Raw genomic sequence first — 22,985 nt, 5'->3', positions numbered from 1 at the left:
GGGGAGTATTCCTTCGTCGCGGTGTCGTCACCACGGCGGCCAACGTTGGTCGTCCGGTGCCGCGGGCCGAGCTTTGCTCGGCGGAAGAGACCTCGGACGTTTTGTGACGCCCGGAGGTCGTTTTTATGAATGTGACACCGCTCGAATGGTTCATCACCATCGGCGTGACGGTCGCGGTGCTCCTGTTCGACGTGATCTTCATCGCGCGTCGCCCGCACGAACCCACGATGCGTGAGTGCGGCATCTATCTGTCGTTCTACATCGGCCTGGCCATCGCTTTCGGCCTGTGGGTGTGGAACTTCCACGGCGGTCAGTTCGGCCTGGAGTTCTACGCGGGCTGGCTCACCGAGTACAGCCTGTCGGTGGACAACCTGTTCATCTTCATCATCATCATGGCCAGCTTCAAAGTGCCGAAGATCTATCAGCAAGAGGCACTTCTGATCGGCATCGTCCTGGCATTGATCTTCCGCGGCATCTTCATTGCGCTGGGTGCCGTTGCCATTCAACAGTTTTCGTGGATCTTCTATATTTTCGGCGCATTCCTGCTGTACACCGCGATCCGGCTGGTCCGCGACACCGAGCACGACGACGATGCCGAGAACACCGTGGTGCGCCTGGCCCGCAAATACGTGCCGAGCACCGACAAATGGGACGGCCTGAAGCTGTACGTCAAAGAGGGCGGCAAGCGCCTGATGACGCCGATGTTTCTGGTCATCGTCGCGTTGGGCACCACCGATCTGCTGTTCGCCCTGGATTCCATCCCGGCGATCTATGGCCTGACCCGCGAGCCCTACATCGTGTTCACCGCAAACCTGTTCGCGCTGATGGGACTACGCCAGCTCTACTTCCTGCTGGGTGATCTGCTCAACCGCCTGGTGTACCTGTCGCAGGGCCTGGCCTTCATCCTGTTCTTCATCGGCGTCAAGCTGGTGCTGCACGCCCTGCACGAAAACGAGCTGCCATTCATCAACGGGGGCGAACACGTCGCCGTCCCGCAGATCCCGACACTGCTGAGTCTGGCGGTGATCATCCTGACGCTGTTCCTGACCATGGTCGCCAGCCTGATCAAGACCCGGGTGGTCGACAAACGCTGACAAAGGCCGCCGGCACCGGAGTTCGGGTCCGGCTGAATGGAACCATTGCCGGTGCTCCCTGGTGTCTTTAGCGTGGCCGACATGCCGGAGTTACGGGTGTTCCTCGCCGAGACCGACGGTGCCTGGACGGAATTGACCGAGGTCGCCGCGGGCCAGCGTCCGGTCATCCGGCTGAGCGCCCCGGACCTGCAAGAAGCGGCACGACGGCGGCGCAGACTGCCCACCGACGTCGCCGTGGTGCTCGATCTGGCGGTGTCGGTTGCCGACGACCCGCGCACCGCGATGGCCGCGATTGCCGACCACGGCGGCGCCGACGGGGTTCGCTACGCCGGGACCGTCGACGGGCTGGCCGGGCTGGTTGCCGACCTGTACGTGGCCGGGGTCGCCGACGGGGTCACGCTCATCCCGGTCGGAACCGCCGACGATCTGCGTCCCCGGGCGCGGGCCGCCCTGAGCAGCATCCAGGATCGGTTGCGAATCTCGGCCGCCTGAGCGGGCGCGGTTCTACGCTGAACCGATGATCGAAGTCCTTTCCGATATGCCTGAGGGTGTGACGGGCCTTCGGGTGTCCGGCCGGGTGAGCGGCGAAGACCTCAAGGCGTTCAAGCCGGCGATGGACGACCTGATGAAGCCCGATGGCGACATCCGGATCGTCGAAGTCATCGACTCCGACTATGAAGGGTTCGGGCCCGGCGGTCTGGTCGAAGACCTCAAACTCGGGTTGGGCACGCTGTTCACTCGGCACGGCGCCTTCAAGCGCATCGCGGTGGTCAGCGACAAGGAGTGGGTGGTCCACACCATTCACGCGGTGGGCTGGCTGATGCCCGGTGACGTCGCGGTGTTCGGCCTCGACGAGCTCGAGCAGGCCAAGCAGTGGGCGGCCGGCTAGCACCAGATTCAGGGCAGCAATACCGGCGAAACAAAAGCCCCCTACCGTGACACGATGCTGCGACGACGTTCGGCATTGGTCGAGAAGTTGGTGGTGGATCAGCCCGGCAGCCCGCAGCAGGCCATCCTCGACGAGCTTCGCCGTGTGATCCTCGACGGCGCCACCCCACCGGGCACACCGATCCCGCTGGCCGACGTGGCGGACCTGTTCGGCGTCAGCCAGATCCCGGTACGTGAATCGCTGAAGACGCTGATCGGTGAGGGGTTGGTCGCACACCGGTCCAACTCGGGGTACACCGTCGCCGCGTTGACACCGCAGGAACTGCGCGAAATGTACATCGTGCGTGAGACTTTGGAGGCGGCGTCGCTGGCGTCGGCCGTCGCCAACGCAACAGATGCCGATCGGGCGGCCATCGTGGCCGCCAATGAGCTTCTGCAGCAGGCGATCGACAATGACGATCCACTCACCTATCACCGTCAGAGCCGACATTTCCATCTCGCGCTCACCCGTCCGTCGCGGATGTTTCGTCTGCTGCGGATGCTCGAATCGGCATGGAACATGACCGAACCCGTGCAATCGATGGTGCATGTCACGCCGTCGGCGCGAGCGGCGCTGCACGCCGACCATCGACGGATGGTGGACGCGTTCCTCGCCGACGATGTCGAACAGCTGCTGACCGTTGCCGAGACCCACGCCCAGCGCCTCAACTCGGTGATCGCCACATTGCCCACCGACACCGGCTTGCTGGCGGCCGATATATCTTCGGCGCAATGACCGGGTAGTTCAGCGGCAATACAGGGGAAACGCGTCGCCGATAGCGTCCGGCCATGACCGACATCGACATATCCCAGGCCGCGAAGGAACTGCCGCCCGGCGCCGTGGTCGGCGCGGGCGACATCGTCGAGGCCGCCGGCCATCCGGTCGGCGGCGGACTGATCAAGCCGGGTTACGACCCACGCCTCACCAACGAAGACCTGGCGCCGCTGCGCAAGCAGAGTTGGTCGTCCTACAACATTTTCGCGTTCTGGATGTCCGACGTTCACAGCGTGGGCGGCTACGTGACGGCGGGCAGCCTGTTCGCGCTGGGGCTCGCGAGCTGGCAGGTGCTCATCGCGCTTCTGATCGGCATCGTGATCGTCAACATCTTCTGCAACCTGGTGGCCAAGCCCAGCCAGGCCACCGGGGTGCCCTATCCGGTGATCTGCCGCAGCGTGTTCGGCGTGCTGGGCGCGAACATCCCGGCCATCATTCGCGGCTTGATCGCGGTGGCGTGGTACGGCATCCAGACCTATCTGGCGTCGGCGGCACTGGATGTGGTGCTACTCAAGTTGTTTCCGTCGCTCACACCCTACGCCGACGTCACCGCACACGGCTTCGCGGGACTTCCGCTCCTCGGCTGGGGCAGCTTTCTGGTGCTGTGGGTGCTGCAGGCGTGTGTGTTCTGGCGCGGTATGGAGTCGATCCGCAGGTTCATCGATTTCTGCGGTCCGGCCGTCTATGTGGTGATGTTCCTGCTCTGTGGCTACCTGATCTACAAGGCCGGCTGGGGCGCAATCGATCTCACCTTGGGTGACGTCAAGTACACCGGCATGGAGTCGATTCCGGTCATGCTCGGTGCGATCGCCCTGGTGGTCTCCTACTTCTCCGGCCCGATGCTGAACTTCGGTGACTTCGCCCGGTACGGCAAGTCTTTCGACGCGGTCAAGCGAGGCAACTTCCTGGGTCTGCCGGTGAACTTTCTGGTCTTCTCCATCCTGGTGGTCGTCACGGCGTCGCTGACGGTCCCGGTGTTCGGCGAGCTGATCACCGATCCGGTCGCAACGGTGGCCAAGATCGACTCGACGTTCGCAATCGTGCTGGGAGCGTTGACTTTCACCATCGCGACCATCGGAATCAACATCGTCGCGAACTTCATCTCACCCGCTTTCGATTTCTCCAATGTGAGCCCGCAGCGCATCAGCTGGCGCGCGGGCGGCATGATCGCGGCGGTCGGATCGGTGTTGATCACACCGTGGAACCTGTACAACAACCCAGAGGTGATCCACTACACGCTGGAGATCCTGGGCGCGTTCATCGGCCCGCTGTTCGGCGTGCTCATCGGCCACTACTACCTGGTGCACAAGCAGAAGGTGGTGGTGGATGACCTGTTCACCCTCGATGAGGACGGAACCTATTGGTACAAGAAAGGTTACAACCCCGCGGCGGTCATCGCGACGGTGATCTCGGCCCTGGTCGCCGTCATCCCGGTTCTGGCCGGTGACATGCCCGGTATGCACACCGCCGCGCAGTACAGCTGGTTCATCGGGTGCGGGCTGGGGTTGGCGATCTACTACGTGCTTGCGACGCGCACCAAGCTGGCTGTCGCCCCGATTTCGTGACACGGATCTGGGTGATCAATCCCAACACCACCCAGGCCATGACCGACACGATCGCGAAATGCGCTGCGGCGGTTGCCGGGCCCGAGGTGATCGTCACCGGGGTCACCTCGGAGATCGGACCGGAGTCGATCGAAAGTCATTACGACGAGGCGCTGTCGGTACCGGGTGTGTTGGCTGCAATCGAGCGCGGTGAGCGACACGGCGTCGACGGCTATGTGATCGCCTGCTTCGGCGATCCCGGTCTGGACGCTGCCCGCGAGATCGCGACCGGCCCGGTCATCGGCATCGCCGAGGCCGCCATGCAGGCCGCCAGTCACCTGGGCACCGGATTCAGCATTGTCACGACATTGAGCCGGACCATCGGGCAATCGGCACACCTCGCGCAACGCTATGGCATGCAGCGGTTCTGCCGCGGCATCCATGCGTGCGAGATACCGGTACTGGATCTCGACACGGATCCCAACGCGCGCAAGGTCATCACCGAGGCGTGCCGCGAGGCGATCGAGGCCGACCATTCCGATGCCGTTGTGCTGGGTTGTGCGGGGATGGCGGACATGTGCGCGGAGATCTCTGCCGAACTGGGTGTGCCGGTGGTGGACGGGGTGAGTGCCGCGACGCTGGCGGTGCAATCACTGGTGACGATGGGTTTGCGTACGTCGAAACGAGGGGAGTACGCGTCGCCGCCGGCCAAGCGCTATTCGCCGGGTGTCAGCCCGGCAGGGTGAAGTTGGCGCCAGTGCTCGGCGACCTCTATGCGGCGGGCCAGCCAGACGCCGTCGTGGGACTGGACGTGGTCACAGAACCTCTCGAGCGCCGCGGTGCGTCCCGGACGCCCGACCACCCGGCAGTGCAACCCGACCGAGAGCATCTTCGGGGCGCCTGCCCTGCCTTCGGCATACAGGACATCGAATGCGTCGCGCAGATGCGCAAAGAACTCGTCGCCGTTGGAAAAGCCTGCGGCAGAGGTGAAACGCATGTCGTTGGTGTCCAGGGCGTAGGGCACGACGAGGTGGTTCCGGCCGTGCACCTGAACCCAGTACGGCAGGTCGTCGGCGTAGGAGTCGGAGTCGTAGACGAATCCGCCGTGTTCGACGACGAGCTCGCGGGTGTGGGGTGAGTCGCGGCCGGTGTACCAACCCAGCGGTGTGGCACCGGTGAGGTCGCGCAGGATCTGCACAGCCTGCGCCATGTGGGCGCGCTCGGTCTCCCGATCGATGTGTTGGTAGGACTTCCACCGCAGCCCGTGGCAGGCGATCTCATGTCCCAGTTCGGCGAATGCCGCCACCGCCTCGGGATTTCGCTGCATGGCCACCGCGACCGCGAAGATGGTCAGCGGAATGCCGCGCCGTTCGAACACCCGCAGCACCCGCCACAATCCGGCTCGCGATCCGTACTCGTAGAGCGACTCCATGCTCATATGCCGATCAGGAAAGGCTTCGGCCGGTGTCATCTCGGACAAGAACGTCTCTGAGGCCGGGTCGCCGTCGAGGACCGAATTCTCGGCCCCCTCTTCGTAATTCAGCACGAACTGCACCGCAATGGCCGCATCGCCCGGCCAGTGCGGATCGGGTGGCGTCCGGCCGTAGCCGACCATGTCGCGGGGATAGCTCATGGCGCGTCGTCGGAGCCGGTGATCCACCGCTGCCGAATCCGGCGCAACCCCTCATCGGTGAGCCGTCCGAACAACCGCAGGCGTGCCATGCCCCCGTCGGGATGGACGTCCAGGCGCGCATCGGTGACCGGCCGCGGGTCGGCCAGGACGAAGCGGTGTCTGGTATCAGGTTGCAACGCAGTGTTTTCGAGCAATTCGAACCATTCCCCGTCGCCGTCGCGGCCCATCAGCCGGGCTGCCCCGGGGGCGTTGCCGATGAAGTACGACGTGTCCAATTCCACTGCGCCCGGCACGCCCTGACCAGCCAGCCGGACCTGCACCCAGTCGTTGCCGTCGTCTCGGCGGCGCGAGGTCTCCCATCCATCACCCATGGTGCGGGCAGTGCCCGGGAGCAGCAGATTGTTGGGAGAGGAATAGAACATGTTGGAACATGCGGTCACTCGGCCCCCGCTCTCCAGCGCGGCCAGATCCAGCGGGGTGCGGTCGACCAGACGCGGGTCGAGCAGGCCTTCGCCGTGCACCCGCAGCCGCGCCACGCCGCCGTCGGGGTAGATCGACAGCCGGACGTGGGTCCAGCGGCGCGTCGAGGAAACCTCGAACGAGTTGCGGGTGTCACCGTTGACGTCGGCCCGGTCGACAATGGTGGTCCAGTCAGCGTGGTGCACAAGGTCTTCGACGTTCGGGTAACCCTCGACGCAGGCCGCCTCGACCGAGACCTGCGGTGGATAGTTGCCCGTGAACCACGCGGTGTCGACCACGACACCGCGCACGATGGCCGGGGTTGCCAGCCGAACGATCGCGGTGTCGCAGTCCCCGGGCTTCGTGCCGCGCCTGCGCCGGGTCTCCCAGCCGTCGTAGATCTGGCCCCTGTGCCCGAAGGTGGCCGGACGGAACTCCGCCGGTCGAGGGTTGATGAGGTTCTCTCGCTCGGCGAACAAGTCGTCGTTGGCCCACACCACGGCTCCGCCTGCCGGCCGGGCCGCCAGATCGGGGAGGGACAGGAAGTGTGACTGCGTCCGAGTGGAGTCCTGCCCGCCGCCGATCACCTTCTGAGCCTAAGTGACCGGCCACATCGGGGCGCGCCGAGCAGCGGCCGCCGGGTTCGTCTCAGGCTTCGATCTCGCCGGCCACGCGCCGCTCGATCGCCTCTCGAGCAGCGGCGGGCAGCACGATCAGTCCGTCGAGTTCGCGCCGCGCCCTGTCGTAGGCGATGCGCCGCTCCTGTGGGGTGGCGGCCGTGTCCTCGGCGAGGTGCAGAAGGTGCTGAGCACGGCTCAGGCGCTGCTGATCGTCGACCGAGAAATCACTGCGGCGCCGGCGGATCGCCTCGGCCTCGGCGACGTCGAAGGCAGCGGCGTACTCGCCGACGGCATCGCGATACTCCAGCTGGGCATCGCGATCGCCGATGACGTCGTCGATGTTCTCCGGCCGCAACAGCTCGGCGCGCTGGCGGGCTTTGTGAAACGACACGGTCAGGGGATCGCGCATGTCGGTCATCATCGGGAAGTCGAGGAGCTTGGCGACGTCGGTCTCGTAGGAGAACCAACGTTCGTCGGTCCGGTTGTGCGCAGCGGTGATTCGCTTCAGCTCCCGCCGGTATGCCGACTCGGTGCCGCGGTTTCGGCCGGCCGCCTCGGCGACGGCGATCTTGGCCTGCTGTTTGAGGCGATAACGCTCCATGCGCCGCTCGGCTCGCCGCTCATTGGCAGCGGCCACAGACCGGACCGCACCGCCGATCACCCCGCCGAGCGGGAAGATCAGCCACCAGAAGTGCCACAGCGAATCCACCGCTTCCAGCATGCCACCGCAGTCGGTGTGCGTGCTCGAAGGTCAGGGCCGGCCGGCGAGCATCCCGTTGACGATGCCGTGCAGCGCGCTACGCACCTCGGTGCCGGTGCGCTGCGGGTCGTCGGCGTGGGCGATGGTCAGCGCCGCGGCGTCCAGCGCCCCGATCAGGATGTGCGCCAGCGGACGCACCGGGGCGGAAGCGAGTTCACCGGAGTCCATCGCGGCTTGCAGCAACTGCTCGGTCATGCCCAGGCTGTATCGTTCGGCGATGTCGCGGAAACCATTCCAGCCCAATACATTCGGTGCATCAAGCAGGATCAGTTGACGGATCTCGCGCTCTGAGCTGATGTCCAGCCAGGCGTCTACCGCGGCGTGCAGGGTGGCGGCCGGGGTCGGCGGTTCCTGAGCGAGAACTGCCGCGGCCAGCCGGTTCATCACGTCGGCTTCGACCGCTTCGACCACGTCGAGGAACAGTGCCGACTTATCGGCGTACTGGTGGTACATCGCGCCCCTGGTGACGCCGGCGCGCTGGGCGATCTCCGGGGTCCCGACGTCGGCATAACCGCGTTCACCCCAGAGTTCGCGCGCGGCCGCGCGCAGCGCGTCCTGGGTGGCCGCGGAGCGCTGCGCCTGGGTTCGTCTGGTGGTCATGTCTTGTTTTTCCGTACATCCTGTCGGTATCTTACATGCAGACTGTCTGTTTGTTTGTTCCTATCGAGGGAGATCGTCATGCACACCGTAGAGCTCAGCGGCGGAACCATCCATTACGAAACGGCCGGACCGCCCACCGGCAGACCGCTGGTCTTCATTCACGGCTACGCGATGGGCGGGTCGCTGTGGCGCCCGTTGAGCGCCAGGCTGGCTCGGCATGGCCTGCGGTGCATCGTGCCGACCTGGCCGCTCGGCGCGCACCAGACCGCGATGCGGGCGTCGGCCGACATGACCATGCGCGGCGTCGCCGCGATGGTCGCCGAGTTCCTCGACAAGTCCGGGCTCGACGACGTCGTCCTGGTCGGGAACGACACCGGGGAGCCGTCGCCCAGGTGGTCGCAACCGAATTCCCCGACCGTCTCGGCGCGCTGGTGCTCACCAGTTGTGATGCGTTCGAACACTTTCCGCCACCGATCCTGGCGCCATTCATCACCGCGGCGAAGGTTCCGCTGCTGTGGCGCATCGCGGTGCAGGGCATGCGTTCTCGTACTGTTCGCCGTCGCGCATATGGCGCGCTGGCCCACACCAACCTCGACGCGCTGACCGCCGATTGGACCCGCAAGGCCGTCCGCGACCGCGCGATCGCCGAAGACCTGCGCCGCTTCACCGGATCGCTCACCCGGCAGACCACACTCGATGCCGCCGCCAAGCTGCCGCAGTTCACCAAACCGGCGTTGATCGCCTGGTCGGCTGATGACGCGTTCTTCCCGCAAGCCGACGGCCGCAGGCTCGCCGAAGCCCTGCCGGACTCCCGGTTGGAGATCATCCACGGCGCCCGGACGTTCTCGATGCTCGACGAGCCCGATGCCCTGGCGGGTCTGATCGCCGAGTTCGCGACGGCCACAAGCACTGTCGGACGTTAGACGGCGCGCAGCCTGCGGATCCGGTCGGCCACCGCGCGCTCCGACACCGGCGCGGTGGGCGCCAACGCCTCCCAGGCGTGCGGGCAGCCGGGATGCACGTGCAGTTCGGTGGGCACGCCCGCAGCGGAAAGCCGTGCGGCATAAGCGATGTTCTCGTCGCGGAAAATGTCCAGATCGCCGACGTCGAGGTAGGTCGGCGGCAGTCCGGTCAGGACCTGCGCGCGGGCCGGCGCGGCATAGATCGACACGTCATCGCCCCCGGCGCGATCGCCCAGGAGCGCACCCCAGCCGGTGATGTTGTCGTCGTAGTTCCACGTCAGCAGTTCCGGGTCCAATTCCGGATCCGGGATGGTGGTGCGGTCGTCGAGCATCGGATAGATCAGCACCTGCGCGGCCAGCGCGGGGCCGCCGCGGTCACGGGCCAGCAGGCTCACCCCGGCCGCCAGGCCGCCGCCGGCGCTGTCACCGGCCACCGCGATGCGGGCCGGGTCGACGCCCAGGTCGGCGGCGTGCTCGGCCAGCCAGCACAGCGCCGCGTAGCAGTCCTCAACCGGCGTCGGATCCGGAAACTCCGGTGCCACACGGTAATCCACCAGCAGCATCGGGGCGCCGGTGGCCGCGACGTAGCCGCGCATCGCCGTGTCGTAGGCCGGTGCGGTTTCGGCCAGGCTGTAGATCATGCCGCCGCCGTGCAGGTAGAGCACGGCACTGCCGGGCATCCCCGAGGTGGGGAAATACCACGCCAGATCAAGCTCCGCGCCGTCGGTGGTGGGCAACGTGTGCCGCGACACCTCCACGCCGTCCACCGGGGCGCGGGAGGCGCCGAGCGTCTGGAACAACGGGATCGCCCGCTCACGGCGAGTGGCCACATCCCCGATCGGGGGCGGCTCGACAGCGGCGGCCGCGTCCATCAATGGTTGCAGCAGGGTCAGTACTTCCGGATCCATCGGCAGGGCCACGGTTGCACCCTAGCCCCAGTTGTCGTAGCCGCCCTCGGGGCCGAGCATCCGTTCGAGCCTGCTGCGATTGATCCGGGCCAACTCGTTGCACACGACCTTGCGTTCGGTTTCGGGGTCGTGGTGCATCCGGTCGTGGACCGCCGCGATCACCGACTTGGCGCAGACCTCGCGGGGCAACCCGCCGATGTGCATGACGAAGCCGAAGCCGAAATGCGCGTTGTACTCGGCGACCGCCGCGTTCAGTTCGGCCATCACCTCGGGGGAGGAATCCCACACCGAGCACTGCTCGGCCTGCGACTTGGTGCTGCCCGGGCGGCGACCGACATGCGGGTAGGCCTGGAGGATGTCGTCGATCGAGGACTCCGACAGCGAGAACAGCAAGTCGTCGGCCCGTCGGAACAGTTCGGCCCGGTCGGCGTACGGGCGGCCCCTGGTCAGGTCCCTCGCGAGGGTGACACTGTTGCAGCACTCGTAGAGCGCATGGACAGCCTTGCTGTCCGGCAGCTCATTGAAGGCCTCGAGACCGATGCCCTGGTGCAACAACACCAGCCCATCATCGAAAAGCCAAAGGACAACCGGGTTACCGATTGTTACGGCCAGGCAAACTTTCTCACCAGGGCGGTCAGCCCTCAGTGACCTTCCTTGGCGAACCGCTCGCGGGAGCGCTCCACCTCGGCCTCGGCCTCGGCCCGTCCGACCCAGTCCGAGCCCTTCACGAACTTGCCCGGCTCGAGGTCCTTGTAGTGGGTGAAGAAGTGCTGGATCGAATCGAGTTCGTCCTTGGGCACGTCACCGATGTCCTGGATGTGATCCCAACGGTTGTCCCCGGCAGGCACACACAGCACCTTGTCGTCGCCGCCGGCCTCGTCGACCATCTTGAACATGCCGACCGGGCGCACCTCGATCAGCACACCGGGGAACACCGACAGCGGCAGCAGCACCAGCGCGTCCAGCGGGTCGCCGTCCTCGCCGAGGGTGTCCTCGATGAAGCCGTAGTCGGCGGGGTACGCCATCGGGGTGTACAGGTAGCGGTCGAGGCGGACCCGTCCGGTTTCGTGGTCCACCTCGTACTTGTTGCGCTGGCCCTTGGGGATCTCGATGGTGACGTCGAACTCCACCGTGCGACTCCTTATTTCCGCTGACACCTGCCCGGTGGAATATATCCCCGGGTCGCTTCGCTCCTGCCCGCCGAACCGGCGACGCGGCCTACCCTAACGCCCGCGCTGGCCTGCACTACAGGGTGGTTCGGCACAATGAGACGAAACGAAAAGTCAGGAGAGCGATGAGGCCGACTCAGTGGCGGCGCTCCACCCACGTGGTGCTCGCCGTGGCGGTGATCGCGCTGGTTGCGGCCGTCGTCGCGGTGGCCGCCGTCCTGACGCACGGTGACACCAGCAGCGCGCAGGCCCCGCCCGGCCACGCACTGGTGACCGCGAGCTCGGGCGTGGTCCCGGTGTCCGACAGCGCACCGGTGCCCACCGCCGCCGGTCTGACCGCCGCGCTGGCCCTGCCCGTCGCCGATCCCAATCTCGGCAACGTCAGCGGCCGGGTCACCGACGCGCAGACCGGCACCCAACTCTGGGAGTACCGCGCGGACGTGCCGCTGCTGCCGGCCTCGACCAACAAGACCCTCACCACAGGTGCTGCGCTGCTGGCGCTGAAGCGCGACGAGCGCGTCACCACGACCGTCGTCGCGGCCGATCAGACCACCCAGCCCGGGGTGGTGGTGCTCGTCGGCGGCGGCGATCCGATCCTGTCGGCCGCCCCGGCCGGCCAGGAGACCTGGTATCGCGGCGCCGCCCGGATCAGCGACCTCGCCGACCAGGTGCGCAAGAGCGGAATCACCGCGACGGCGGTTCAGGTCGACGATTCCCTGTACAGCGGGCCGGATTTCGCGCCCGGCTGGGATCCCGCCGACATCGACGGCGGCGACATCGCCCCGATGCAGTCGGTGATGATCGACGCCGGTCGCATCCAGCCGACCACGGTCGATTCGGCCCGGTCCCGAACCCCGGCGTTGGACGCCGGCCGGGCGCTGGCCACCGCGCTGGGCGTCGACCCGGCCAAGGTGACGATGGCGCCCGGGCCGCCGACGGGCAGGCAGCTCGCGGCGGTGCAGGGCGCCCCGCTGATCGAGCGGCTGCGGCAGATGATGAACGCCTCCGACAACGTGATGGCCGAGTCGATCGCCCGTGAGGTGGCCAGGGCCGGCGGCCGTCCGATGAGCTTCGCCGGAGCGGTCGACGCCATCACCACCAAGCTCGCCGGTGCCGGCGTCGACATGACCGGCGCCACGTTGTTCGACTCCAGCGGGTTGTCGGTGCTGGACCGGCTCACGGCGAAAACCCTCGACGAGGTGGTCCAGGCCGCCGCGGGCCCCGACCAGCCCGACATGCGCCCGCTGCTCGACGTCCTGCCCATCGCCGGCGGCAGCGGAACGTTGTCGGACCGCTTCCTCGGCGGTGACTCCAAGGGGGCGTCGGCGGGCTGGCTGCGGGCCAAGACCGGGTCGCTGACGGCGATCAACTCCCTGGCCGGGGTGGTCACCGATGCCGGCGGCCGGGTGCTGACGTTCGCGTTCATCTCCAACGACGCCGGGCCGATGGGTCGGGTGGCCCTCGACGCACTGGCCAGCGTCCTGCGGACATGCGGGTGCGGCTCATGAGCTCGCAGGTGACCGTCGGGCGGGCCGTGGACTGGTCCTTCGCCGGGAATGTCGGCGCCCGGCTGGCCCGGCCGGGGCCGGCCGCCACCGACTACACCCGCAGCCAGGCCGTCGACGAACTGTCTGTCGCGGCGCGCAAGGCCGAAGGCCCGGTCCGCGAGGTCACCCGGATGGGCGGCGACGCCCCGGTCGCCGAGGCACGCATCGTCGACCGCCAGGGCTGGATCCGGGCGGCGTCGGATTCCATGCGGGTGATGACCGGCGGCACCGACACACCCAGCAACCCGGTCACCGGACGGGTGACCGGCGCGCAGACCGGCGCCGTGCTGGCGTTCATCTCGTCGGGGATCCTCGGCCAGTACGACCCGTTCGCCGACACCGGCACCGACGACGGTCTGCTGCTGCTGGTCTACCCGAACGTCATCGCCGTCGAGCGCCAACTGCGGGTCTCCCCGGCCGACTTCCGGTTGTGGGTATGCCTGCACGAGGTCACCCACCGGGTGCAGTTCTCCGCCAATCCTTGGTTGGCACAACACATGTCGCAGGCGCTCGGGGTGCTGACCTCCGACGCGGCCGACGACGTGACGCAGGTGGTGGGGCGGCTGGCGGAGTTCGCGAAGAAGCGGCGGAGCGGCGACCTGGGCCCCAACGACGCGGGCATCCTCGGCTTCATGCGGGCGGTGCAGTCCGAGCCGCAGCAGGTGGCGCTGGATCAGCTGCTGGTGCTCGGCACCCTGCTCGAAGGCCACGCCGACCATGTCATGGACGCGGTCGGTCCGGCCGTCGTGCCGTCGGTGCAGACCATTCGCAACCGGTTCGATCAACGCCGGCAACGCAAGCAGCCGCCGCTGCAGCGGCTGCTGCGGGCGCTGCTCGGGGTGGACGCCAAGCTCAGCCAGTACACCCGCGGGAAGGCGTTCGTCGACCATGTGGTGGACCGGGTCGGGATGGACCGGTTCAACACGGTGTGGACGAGTGCGGCCACTCTGCCGCTGCCCGACGAGATCGAAGATCCGCAGCGGTGGATCGACCGGGTGCTGTAGCCGCGCTGCGGGCCGGCGTGGCCGGCTTCGTGACCGAGCACCTGCCCGGCGCGACGTCGTGGTGTGTCGCGCTGTCCGGCGGGCCGGACTCGCTGGCCCTGGCCGCGGCGGCCGCCGCCGCGCTGCCGACCACCGCCCTGATCGTCGACCACGGTCTGCAGCCCGGCTCCGAGCAGATCGCCGAGACCGCCCGCAGGCAGGCGCACGACCTCGGCTGCGTGGACGCCCGGGTGCTGCGGGTGCAGGTGGGCGGCGACGGCGGTCCGGAGGCCGCCGCGCGCGCCGCGCGCTACACCGCGCTGGACGCCGCGCGCGCCGATGCGCCGGTTCTGCTGGCGCACACCCTCGACGACCAGGCCGAGACCGTGCTGCTGGGGCTGGGCCGCGGCTCGGGACCGCGATCGATCGCCGGTATGCGGGCCTGCGACCCGCCCTGGTACCGGCCGCTGCTGGGGGTGCGCCGCGCCGTCACCCACGCCGCGTGCGCCGAGCTCGGGTTGACCCCGTGGGACGACCCGCACAATCACGACGCCCGTTTCACCCGGGTTCGGCTGCGCACCGAAGTGCTGCCGCTGCTCGAAGACGTGCTCGGCGGTGGTGTTGCCGAGGCGCTGGCCCGGACCGCGGCCGCGCTGCGCGAGGACACCGACGCTTTGGACGAATGGGCCGCCCTGGCGCGGAAGAACACAGCCGCCCTCGGCGACACCGGCGACACCGTCGCGGTCACCGCGCTGGCCGCCCTGCCCACCGCGGTGCGCCGCCGGGTGATCCGCGGCTGGCTGCTGGGCGGCGGCGCGGCCAACCTCACCGACAAGCAGATCCGCGCGGTGGACGCCCTGGTCACCGCCTGGCACGGGCAGGGCGGAGTGGCAGTCGGCTCGGAGCTTCGGCAGCAAAGATTGTTCGCCGCGCGCCGCGACGGCAGGCTGATGATGTACACGCAACCGGTGTGAGATTGGTCGTCAGGCCTTGCTCGTGGCACAGTGTGGACGTGTCGGCGCACGAGCTGTACCCCGGGGACATCAAATCGGTCTTGTTGTCACAAGAGCAGATTCACACCCGGACCGCTGAGCTGGCGACGTCGGTCGCCCGCGACTACGCCGATTCGCTGAACGGTCAGGATCTGCTGCTGCTGACCGTCCTCAAGGGTGCGGTGATGTTCGTCACCGACCTCGCCCGCGCGATCCCGCTGCCCACGCAGTTGGAGTTCATGGCGGTCAGCTCCTACGGATCGTCGACGTCGTCGTCGGGGGTGGTCCGGATCCTCAAGGATCTCGATCGCGACATCCATGACCGCGACGTGCTGATCGTCGAGGACATCGTGGACTCCGGGCTGACGTTGTCGTGGCTGCTGCGCAACCTGGCCACCCGGCATCCCAAATCGCTGCGGGTGTGCACGCTGCTGCGCAAGCCCGACGCGGTACGCGCCGACGTCGACATCGAATACGTCGGCTTCGACATTCCCAACGAGTTCGTGGTCGGCTACGGCCTGGACTACGCCGAGCGCTACCGCGATCTGCCCTTCATCGGCACACTCGAGCCGAAGGTGTATCAGGGCTAGTCAGTTCCACCGCGCCCAAACCGACGTTTGGCCGCCGAAGTTCGAGTGGATCACGCCATTTCGTCGATCTCGGCGATCGCTAGCTGTACTGACCACGGACGTTAGGGACGGCGTGGCGTGGTGACATGACGAAGACCTCCGAGTTCGCGGCGCGCGCGCGGGACGGCGTTGCGCGTCGGGCGGGGGGGGACGGGGTGACATGACGAAGACCTCCGAGTGAAGTGCGAGCTGTCTAGGAACGCACCAACTCATCTCGGAGGTCTTCGTGTCCCACCGTAACGCCCCGTTGTCTGAAACCGGACGCCTGCGACTGGCCCGTTGCGTCGTCGAGGACGGTTGGAGTCTTCGACGCGCTGCTGACCGATTCCAGGTAGCAGTGACTACCGCCAGTCGCTGGGCGAGCCGCTACCGCGAATATGGTCCGGCCGGCATGGTCGACCGCAGCTCACGGCCTCACCGCTGCCCCAATCAGACTCCAACACGTACCGAGCGGCGCATCATCAAGGTGCGTGTCATTCGCCGTTGGGGACCGGCGCGCATCGGTTATCTGCTGGGCCTGCACCCCTCGACGGTGCACCGGGTCCTCACTCGTTACGGCATGGCCAAACTGCGCTGGCTGGACCGCGGCACTGGCTGCGTGATCCGACGCATGCAACCCGCCGAGTGCGGCGAAATGGTCCACATCGACGTCAAGAAGCTGGGCAAAATTCCTGCCGGCGGCGGCTGGCGGATGCTGGGTCGCTCGGTGGGTAACCGCAATCACCAAGCCGACAAAAGCAGTGGACAGACCAACAAACGTCGACAACCGGTACGCGGCTATCACTTCCTGCACACCGCAATCGACGGCTATTCCCGGCTGGCCTACAGCGAGATACTCAGCGATGAACGCAAAGACACGGCCGCCGCCTTCTGGCTACGAGCCAACACCTGGTTCGCCCAACATGGCATCAACGTTCGAAAAGTGTTGACCGACAATGGATCATGCTATCGATCACATCCCTTCCGGGACGCACTGGGCACCATCGAGCATCGCCGAACCCGGCCCTATCGGCCACAGACAAATGGCAAAGTAGAGCGGTTCCACCGCACGCTGGCCGAAGAATGGGCCTACGCCCGGCTCTACCGCAGCGACACCGAACGCTGCGACGAGTTCATCACCTGGCTGCACACCTACAATTACCACCGCGGCCACACCGCACTCGGCGGCCAACCACCCGCCGCCCGCGTACCTAACCTCTCAGGTCAGTACAGCTAGCCGAGCTCCCAGACCGCCGTCACCGAAAAGCTCACCGTCTGTTGGCCGGGGGACAGCGGAACCGAACTGGCCATCTCGCCGCGCATCGGCATCGGCATCGGCGTGGGCGGCGGGGGTGTGCCACCGGGTGCCTCGGAGATGGAGATGATCTTGCCCAGCGACAGCCCGGACAGGTCGGCGTACTGCTGCGCCCGCTGCTTGGCGTCGTTGAACGCGCGGGCCCTGGCGTCGCCGACCAGCTTGGAGTCGTCCTCGATCGAGTAGCTCACCGAGTTGATTCGGGTGGCGGCGCCACCGGCGCTGACGATATTGGCCAGCACCTGCGAGGCGGTGTCCAGCTTGCGGATCTTGATCTGGATCGAGTTGTTCGCCCGGTAGCCGGTGATCACCGAGTTGTCGCCGTACTGGGGCTGCAGGCTGACCCCGGTGGTGCTGATGTCCTTGGTGTCGACGCCGCTGGCGTTGAGCGCGTTGAGTACCGCGTTCTGGCGGTCGTTGGCCTGGTTCATCGCCGTGGTGACGTCGGCTGCGGTCGCCTCGACGCTCACGTCGGCGGTCAGGGTGTCTGGCACGCCCTTCACCTCGCCGGAGCCGATGACGGTGACCTGTCGCGGATTGGCGGGCACCGCGGGAGCGGAGTCGCAGCCCGTGAGGATGGCGGCGGCCGTGGCCGCCGAGGCCAGCGCAATAACGACACGACGTCCGGCGATGGGCATGGGAGACACCGTAGCGTGGCGCGCTAGGTTTTTGGGATGGCCAAGCTGGCTCTCACTCACCTCGGCGGCCCCACCACGCTGATCGAGGTCGACGGCTGGCGGATCCTGACCGACCCGACCTTCGACTCACCCGGGCGCCGATACACGTTCGGTTGGGGCACGTCCTCGCGCAAGGTCGCGGGCCCGGCCCGACCGCGCGACGCCGTCGCACCCGTCGATGCGGTGTTGCTCAGCCACGATCAGCACGCCGACAACCTCGACGACTCCGGCCGTGCCCTGCTCGCTCAGGCCGGCACCGTCGTCACCACCGTACCCGCCGCGCGGCGGCTGGCCGCGCCGAATGTTCGTGGCCTGGCGGACTGGGAGTCGACGACGCTGACGGCCGAGGGCCGGCCGCCGCTGACGGTGACTGCCACCCCGGCCCGGCACGGCCCCAGGTTCAGCGGCCCGATCACCGGGAAGGTCAACGGGTTCGCGCTGCACCGCGACGGCGAGGATGCCGCCGCGCTGTGGATGTCGGGGGACACCGTGCTCTACGACGGTCTGCGTGAAGTCGCTCGGCGGATGCCGGTCGATGTGGCGCTGCTGCATCTCGGCGGGGTGCGGTTCGGGTTCACCGGGCCGGTGCGCTTCACCATGACCGCCCGCGAGGGCCTCGAGTTGACCCGCCTGATGCGGCCACGCGTGGTGGTGCCGGTGCATTACGAGGGCTGGACGCACTTCCGCGAGCCGGAAGATGTTGCACGCCAGACACTGTCGGAGCTCGCGAATGTCCACTGGCTCACGCCGGGAACGCCGGCTGAAATCTAGGGCGGCACGGGTGTTGCAACGAGAGTGCAGCTGACCGAGGCCTAAGTCTGCTCGCCGGCGTGCTCGCCGATGGCCTTCATGATCGCCTCACCGGCGCGGCCGAACAGATCGTTGCGTTTGCGCTGCGCCCAGTCGTGTGACGCTCTCGGGGCCTGAAGCTGTCCCTTGAAGTGCGGCATGACTTTTCGCGCGAACAACTCGTACGAGTGATAGGTGGCCTGCGGGTCGGCCCAGTCGTGCCCGAGCATGAGGAACGTGCCGAAACCGCCCGAGCGGTCCAGCAAATCGGTGATGTAGGCGATGGCATCATCGGGTGTGCCGATACAGCAGTTGCCCCCGGCGGCATAGTCGGCGACGAACTGCCGCGGGGACTGCTCTGCGGCCTCGACGTCATTGGCCAGCGGCACGAATCCGGCGGCGCCGAAATAGTTTGCGAAGTCCTGCAATCCGTACGTGCAGTCCTCGATCGCCTGCTCCCGGGTATCGGCGAGGTGCATGATCCCCAGCACCCGCCACGACGAGCGATCCGGCTCGGGCCGGCCCACCTTGGCGGCCTGCTCGACGACGACACCCCAGGCGTCCTCCAGCGCCGCATACCCGCCGGGCACCGACATCGACAACGACAGCAGTGAGGTGCCCAGCTGCCCGGCCAGCCGCGGACCCGATGGCGAAACCATTGCCGCCGTGGAGATTTCCGGGTACGGCCAGGTGTAGGGCCGGATGTGCAGCTGCGCGTCGCGCAAGGTGAACCAGTCCGAATGCCGGTCGACCCGCTCGTCGGGCCCGGCGCGGAACAGCGCCAGGATCGCCTCCAGCGACTCCTGCATCATCCGCCGCTGCTCCACCGGATCGATGCCCATCATGTACGCGTCCGACGGCAGCGCGCCGGGCCCGGTGCCGAAGATCACCCGGCCCCGGGTCAGGTGGTCGAGCAGCACCCAGCGGTCGGCCACCATCAGCGGGTGATGGTAGGGCAGCGACACCACGCCGGTGCCCAGCCGGATGTGCTTGGTGCGCTCGGCGGCCGCGGCGATGAACACCTCCGGGCAGGCGATCAATTCGTACCCGCCGGAGTGGTGTTCGCCGAACCACGCCTCGTCGAACCCGAGCCGATCCAGGGCGACCGTCCGCTCCAGGTCGTATTCCAGTGCGACGGTGGGGGATTGGCCTACCGGATGAAACGGCGTGATGAACACTCCGAAGTTCAGCGGCTTTTGCGTCACGACGACTCCACTTCGCGTAGGAATTCCAACAGGATCCGGTTCACGTCCTCGGGGCGCTCCTGCTGCACCCAATGCCCGGCGCCGTCGATCCACCGCTCGGTGTACGGCCCGGCCACCACCTCGCGGGCGCGGGCCGGGTTCATCGTCGGCGCGATCGGGTCGGCGGTACCGCCGACGAACAGCGCGGGAACGGTGACGTGCGCCTCCGCGAGCTGGGGTGTCGACTCCCAGTTGCGGTCGTAGTTGCGGTACCAGTTCAGCGCGCCGGTGAATCCCGTCCTGCCGAACTCGGCGACATAGTGGTCGAATTCGTCGTCGCCGATCCACCCGGGCGGTGCCGACGGGGAGAGGTCGGCGAACATCGAACGCATGGTGGCCGCCACGTCGGCGGCCATTTCGGCGTCGGCCTTCCCCGGCTCCTGAAACCGCAACATATAGAAGTCCTCGCCGAACTTCTCCCGCCACCGCTCGGTGGGCCGGCTCCGCGCCCGCGGGATCGGCGGCACGCTCAGCCCGGCGACCGCCCGGACCCGGTCCGGGTGCAGCAGCGCGGTGTGCCACACCACCATCGCGCCCCAGTCGTGACCGATGAACACGGCCTGGGCGGCGCCGCCGCCGACTTCGGAGTCGAGCAGTGCGACCAAGTCGCCGGTGAGGTGGTGGATGTCGTAGGCCTCGACCGCCTCGGGTGCCGACGATCCGCCGTAGCCGCGCTGGTCGGGTGCCAGCACGTGGTAGCCGGCTTCGGCGAGGACGGGAATCTGATGTCGCCACGAGTACGCCAGCTCCGGGAAGCCATGCGCCAACACCACCACGGGCGCGCCCCGGTCACCGGCTTCGAGCACCCGCAACCGGACCTCGGCGACGTCGACTAACCGTTCGGTCGAAGCGAGCACGGTGCCAGCCAAGCACAGCTCCGGGCAGCCCGGAAGAGCCGGTTCGGCGCACAGCGAACAGCTACCAAAGCCTGACGGAAACCCTGTGGGCACTTGCCCACGTTGTCCTAGCGGTAGCCTGAACTATCCCAGCTGCGCATATCGGAAGGACCGGGCCGTAACGGCCGATGCTTGATGAACCGCAAAAACGTGATCCGCACACTCACGGTCGTTGCCGTTGTGCTGCTGCTCGGCTGGTCGTTCTTCTATTTCAGTGACGACACCCGGGGTTACAAACCCGTCGACACGTCGGTGGCGATGTCGCAGATCACCAGCGACAACGTCAAGAGCGCGCAGATCGACGACCGCGAGCAACAGCTGCGCCTCGAGCTGAAGAACGGCAACGGCGACACCGAGAACTCCAACAAGGTCATCACCAAGTACCCGACCGGGTACGGAGTCGACCTGTTCAACGCCCTGAGCGCCAAGAGCATCAAGACCAACACCGTGGTCAACCAGGGCAGCATCCTGGGCTCGCTACTGGTCTACATGCTTCCTCTGCTCCTGCTGGTCGGCCTGTTCGTGCTGTTCTCCCGCATGCAGACCGGCGGCCGGATGGGCTTCGGCTTCGGTAAGTCCAAGGCCAAGCAGCTGGGCAAGGACATGCCCAAAACGACCTTCGCCGACGTCGCGGGTGTGGACGAAGCGGTCGAAGAGCTCTACGAGATCAAAGACTTCCTGCAGAACCCGTCGCGCTATCAGGCGCTCGGCGCCAAGATCCCCAGGGGCGTGCTGCTCTACGGTCCGCCCGGGACAGGCAAGACGCTGCTGGCCCGCGCGGTCGCCGGTGAGGCCGGGGTTCCGTTCTTCACGATTTCTGGCTCGGACTTCGTCGAAATGTTCGTCGGCGTCGGCGCCTCCCGGGTGCGGGACATGTTCGAGCAGGCCAAGCAAAACAGCCCGTGCATCATCTTCGTCGACGAGATCGACGCTGTGGGCCGCCAGCGCGGCGCCGGGATGGGCGGCGGCCATGACGAGCGCGAGCAGACGCTGAACCAGTTGCTCGTCGAGATGGACGGCTTCGGCGACCGGCAAGGCGTCATCCTGATCGCGGCCACCAACCGGCCCGACATCCTCGACCCCGCGCTGCTGCGCCCGGGCCGTTTCGACCGCCAGATTCCGGTGACCAGCCCGGACCTGGCCGGCCGCAAGGCCGTGCTGCGGGTGCACTCGCAGGGCAAGCCGATGGCCCCCGACGCCGACCTCGACGGACTGGCCAAGCGCACCGTCGGCATGTCCGGCGCCGACCTGGCCAACGTCATCAACGAAGCCGCCCTGCTCACCGCCCGCGAGAACGGCACCATCATCACCGCCGCCGCGCTGGAGGAAGCGGTCGACCGGGTGATCGGCGGTCCGCGCCGCAAGGGCCGCGTGATCAGCGAGCTGGAGAAGAAGATCACCGCCTACCACGAGGGCGGTCACACGTTGGCGGCCTGGGCGATGCCCGACATCGAGCCGATCTACAAGGTCACAATTTTGGCCCGCGGCCGTACCGGCGGCCACGCCGTGTCGGTGCCCGAGGACGACAAGGGTCTGATGACCCGGTCGGAGATGATCGCCCGGCTGGTGTTCGCGATGGGTGGCCGCGCCGCTGAGGAACTGGTGTTCCGCGAGCCGACCACCGGCGCCGTGTCCGATATCGACCAGGCCACCAAGATCGCCCGCGCGATGGTCACTGAGTACGGCATGAGCGCCAAGCTGGGTGCGGTCAAGTACGGCACCGAGCACGGCGACCCGTTCCTCGGCCGCACCATGGGCACCCAGTCTGATTACTCGCACGAGGTCGCCCGCGATATCGACGACGAGGTCCGCAAGCTCATCGAGGCCGCTCACACCGAGGCGTGGACGATCCTCACCGAGTACCGCGACATCCTCGACATCTTGGCCGGCGAGCTCCTGGAGAAGGAGACGCTGCACCGCAAGGAGCTGGAAGCGATCTTCGGTGACGTGAAGAAGCGACCGCGCCTGACGGTGTTCGACGATTTCGGCGGACGCATCCCGTCCGACAAGCCGCCGATCAAGACTCCTGGTGAGCTGGCGATCGAACGCGGCGAGCCGTGGCCGAGGCCGATGCCGGAGCCGGCTTTCAAGAAGGCGATCGCTCAGGCCAGTGCGCAGGCTCAGGCCCAGCAGCCGCGCGGCGGGAACGGTAACGGCGCGCACGCCGGTCAGCAGCCGCAGCCTGGCTCGTCGCAGCCCGACTATGGCGCACCGGCCGGCTGGCATGCCCCCGGCTGGCCGCCGCAGGGGGGTCCGCAGCAGGGCCAGCAAGGCCAGCCGCACGGTCAGCAGGGTGGATATTGGTACCCGCCGCAGCCCGGCTGGGGCCAGCCCCATCCGCAACAGGGCCAGCAATACCCGCCCTACCAGCCGTATCCTTCCCCCAGTCACACGGGTCAGCATGCGAAGCCGCAGGACGATTCGGGTGACGACGGGGACCGGTCGAATCCACCGTCCCACGGCTGATGACGAACGGAGCTTCG

23 protein-coding genes and 1 pseudogene are annotated in these 22,985 nt (G+C 67.4%); 14 read left to right on the top strand and 10 right to left on the bottom strand.

Going from position 1 to position 22,985, the window contains the following annotated elements; genetic code table 11:
- The first annotated feature begins 125 nt into the window (after positions 1 to 125).
- The 6 genes from D3H54_RS26345 to D3H54_RS26320 all read left to right on the top strand — a co-directional run bounded on the left by D3H54_RS26345 (position 126) and on the right by D3H54_RS26320 (position 5,086).
- Positions 126 to 1,094, top strand: coding sequence for a TerC family protein (locus D3H54_RS26345; protein WP_149382569.1), 969 nt, complete (start codon positions 126 to 128; stop codon positions 1,092 to 1,094).
- Positions 1,095 to 1,175: 81 nt separating this feature from the next.
- Positions 1,176 to 1,586, top strand: a complete 411-nt coding sequence (locus tag D3H54_RS26340) for a hypothetical protein (protein WP_149382567.1) — start codon at positions 1,176 to 1,178, stop codon at positions 1,584 to 1,586.
- Between the two features lie 25 nt (positions 1,587 to 1,611).
- The gene (locus tag D3H54_RS26335) at positions 1,612 to 1,983 is read left to right on the top strand and encodes a SpoIIAA family protein (RefSeq protein WP_149382565.1); all 372 of its coding nucleotides are present in this window, start codon (positions 1,612 to 1,614) and stop codon (positions 1,981 to 1,983) included.
- Between the two features lie 54 nt (positions 1,984 to 2,037).
- Positions 2,038 to 2,757 (top strand): GntR family transcriptional regulator, encoded by a 720-nt coding sequence (locus D3H54_RS26330; RefSeq protein ID WP_149382563.1) that lies wholly within the window; start codon positions 2,038 to 2,040, stop codon positions 2,755 to 2,757.
- Positions 2,758 to 2,810: 53 nt separating this feature from the next.
- Complete coding sequence (locus D3H54_RS26325) at positions 2,811 to 4,361, top strand: NCS1 family nucleobase:cation symporter-1 (RefSeq protein ID WP_149382560.1); 1,551 nt, start codon at positions 2,811 to 2,813, stop codon at positions 4,359 to 4,361.
- Complete coding sequence (locus D3H54_RS26320; RefSeq protein WP_149382558.1) at positions 4,358 to 5,086, top strand: aspartate/glutamate racemase family protein; 729 nt, start codon at positions 4,358 to 4,360, stop codon at positions 5,084 to 5,086. Before D3H54_RS26325 ends, D3H54_RS26320 begins: the two co-directional genes overlap by 4 nt.
- On the opposite strand, the gene puuE is transcribed toward D3H54_RS26320, so the two are convergent.
- From puuE to D3H54_RS26300, 4 genes are all read right to left on the bottom strand, one after another.
- Entirely contained in the window at positions 5,056 to 5,973 is a 918-nt protein-coding gene (puuE, locus tag D3H54_RS26315) for an allantoinase PuuE (RefSeq protein ID WP_149382556.1), read from the bottom strand. The genes D3H54_RS26320 and puuE overlap by 31 nt on opposite strands.
- Entirely contained in the window at positions 5,970 to 7,019 is a 1,050-nt protein-coding gene (gene alc, locus D3H54_RS26310; RefSeq protein ID WP_432246415.1) for an allantoicase, read from the bottom strand. The genes puuE and alc overlap by 4 nt, the downstream gene beginning before the upstream one ends.
- A gap of 61 nt (positions 7,020 to 7,080) precedes the next feature.
- Positions 7,081 to 7,773 carry a hypothetical protein gene (locus D3H54_RS26305; protein ID WP_149382554.1) on the bottom strand — a complete coding sequence of 231 codons (693 nt, stop codon included), beginning with the start codon at positions 7,771 to 7,773 and terminating at the stop codon, positions 7,081 to 7,083.
- 30 nt (positions 7,774 to 7,803) lie between these two features.
- A complete protein-coding gene (locus D3H54_RS26300; protein ID WP_149382552.1) occupies positions 7,804 to 8,412 on the bottom strand; it encodes a TetR/AcrR family transcriptional regulator in 609 nt (202 codons plus the stop codon).
- A gap of 78 nt (positions 8,413 to 8,490) precedes the next feature.
- Between D3H54_RS26300 and D3H54_RS26295 the strand changes: the two are divergent.
- A pseudogene (locus tag D3H54_RS26295) lies at positions 8,491 to 9,335 on the top strand (alpha/beta fold hydrolase).
- On the opposite strand, the gene D3H54_RS26290 reads toward D3H54_RS26295, so the two are convergent.
- From D3H54_RS26290 to D3H54_RS26280, 3 genes are all read right to left on the bottom strand, one after another.
- Positions 9,332 to 10,294 (bottom strand): alpha/beta hydrolase, encoded by a 963-nt coding sequence (locus D3H54_RS26290; protein ID WP_168214976.1) that lies wholly within the window; start codon positions 10,292 to 10,294, stop codon positions 9,332 to 9,334. The pseudogene D3H54_RS26295 and the gene D3H54_RS26290 sit on opposite strands and share 4 nt — an antisense overlap.
- Before the next feature lie 9 nt (positions 10,295 to 10,303).
- Positions 10,304 to 10,840 (bottom strand): 2-oxo-4-hydroxy-4-carboxy-5-ureidoimidazoline decarboxylase, encoded by a 537-nt coding sequence (locus tag D3H54_RS26285; RefSeq protein ID WP_149382550.1) that lies wholly within the window; start codon positions 10,838 to 10,840, stop codon positions 10,304 to 10,306.
- Between the two features lie 83 nt (positions 10,841 to 10,923).
- The gene (locus tag D3H54_RS26280) at positions 10,924 to 11,412 is read right to left on the bottom strand and encodes an inorganic diphosphatase (protein WP_149382548.1); all 489 of its coding nucleotides are present in this window, start codon (positions 11,410 to 11,412) and stop codon (positions 10,924 to 10,926) included.
- 164 nt (positions 11,413 to 11,576) lie between these two features.
- On the opposite strand from D3H54_RS26280, the gene dacB reads away from it, so the two are divergent.
- The 5 genes from dacB to D3H54_RS26255 all read left to right on the top strand — a co-directional run bounded on the left by dacB (position 11,577) and on the right by D3H54_RS26255 (position 16,818).
- Positions 11,577 to 12,959 (top strand): D-alanyl-D-alanine carboxypeptidase/D-alanyl-D-alanine endopeptidase, encoded by a 1,383-nt coding sequence (gene dacB, locus D3H54_RS26275; RefSeq protein ID WP_149382546.1) that lies wholly within the window; start codon positions 11,577 to 11,579, stop codon positions 12,957 to 12,959.
- Positions 12,956 to 14,002, top strand: a complete 1,047-nt coding sequence (locus D3H54_RS26270) for an Rv3626c family coenzyme F420 biosynthesis-associated protein (RefSeq protein ID WP_149382544.1) — start codon at positions 12,956 to 12,958, stop codon at positions 14,000 to 14,002. Before dacB ends, D3H54_RS26270 begins: the two co-directional genes overlap by 4 nt.
- The gene (gene tilS, locus D3H54_RS26265) at positions 13,981 to 14,955 is read left to right on the top strand and encodes a tRNA lysidine(34) synthetase TilS (RefSeq protein ID WP_149382542.1); all 975 of its coding nucleotides are present in this window, start codon (positions 13,981 to 13,983) and stop codon (positions 14,953 to 14,955) included. The genes D3H54_RS26270 and tilS overlap by 22 nt, the downstream gene beginning before the upstream one ends.
- Positions 14,952 to 15,563, top strand: a complete 612-nt coding sequence (hpt, locus tag D3H54_RS26260; RefSeq protein WP_168214975.1) for a hypoxanthine phosphoribosyltransferase — start codon at positions 14,952 to 14,954, stop codon at positions 15,561 to 15,563. Before tilS ends, hpt begins: the two co-directional genes overlap by 4 nt.
- Positions 15,564 to 15,828: 265 nt before the next feature.
- Positions 15,829 to 16,818: an IS481 family transposase gene (locus D3H54_RS26255; RefSeq protein ID WP_149381284.1), complete on the top strand. Its 990-nt coding sequence runs from the start codon at positions 15,829 to 15,831 to the stop codon at positions 16,816 to 16,818.
- Here the strand turns inward: D3H54_RS26255 and D3H54_RS26250 are convergent.
- On the bottom strand, positions 16,815 to 17,534 hold the full coding sequence (locus D3H54_RS26250) for an SIMPL domain-containing protein (protein ID WP_149382538.1): 720 nt from the start codon (positions 17,532 to 17,534) through the stop codon (positions 16,815 to 16,817). The two genes, D3H54_RS26255 and D3H54_RS26250, sit on opposite strands and share 4 nt — an antisense overlap.
- 36 nt (positions 17,535 to 17,570) lie before the next feature.
- On the opposite strand from D3H54_RS26250, the gene D3H54_RS26245 reads away from it, so the two are divergent.
- Positions 17,571 to 18,344 (top strand): MBL fold metallo-hydrolase, encoded by a 774-nt coding sequence (locus D3H54_RS26245; RefSeq protein WP_149382536.1) that lies wholly within the window; start codon positions 17,571 to 17,573, stop codon positions 18,342 to 18,344.
- Positions 18,345 to 18,385: 41 nt separating this feature from the next.
- Here D3H54_RS26245 and D3H54_RS26240 read toward each other — a convergent pair whose 3' ends face one another.
- Complete coding sequence (locus D3H54_RS26240) at positions 18,386 to 19,567, bottom strand: LLM class flavin-dependent oxidoreductase (protein WP_149382534.1); 1,182 nt, start codon at positions 19,565 to 19,567, stop codon at positions 18,386 to 18,388.
- Positions 19,564 to 20,463, bottom strand: coding sequence for an alpha/beta fold hydrolase (locus D3H54_RS26235; protein ID WP_168214974.1), 900 nt, complete (start codon positions 20,461 to 20,463; stop codon positions 19,564 to 19,566). The genes D3H54_RS26240 and D3H54_RS26235 overlap by 4 nt, the downstream gene beginning before the upstream one ends.
- Before the next feature lie 174 nt (positions 20,464 to 20,637).
- On the opposite strand from D3H54_RS26235, the gene ftsH reads away from it, so the two are divergent.
- A complete protein-coding gene (gene ftsH / locus D3H54_RS26230) occupies positions 20,638 to 22,968 on the top strand; it encodes an ATP-dependent zinc metalloprotease FtsH (protein WP_149382532.1) in 2,331 nt (776 codons plus the stop codon).
- The last annotated feature ends 17 nt before the right edge of the window (positions 22,969 to 22,985 follow it).

It is taken from the genome of Mycobacterium sp. ELW1, from assembly GCF_008329905.1.
In the GTDB taxonomy this organism is placed as follows: Bacteria; Actinomycetota; Actinomycetes; order Mycobacteriales; family Mycobacteriaceae; genus Mycobacterium.
This window is presented reverse-complemented; position numbering and strand designations above follow the sequence as displayed.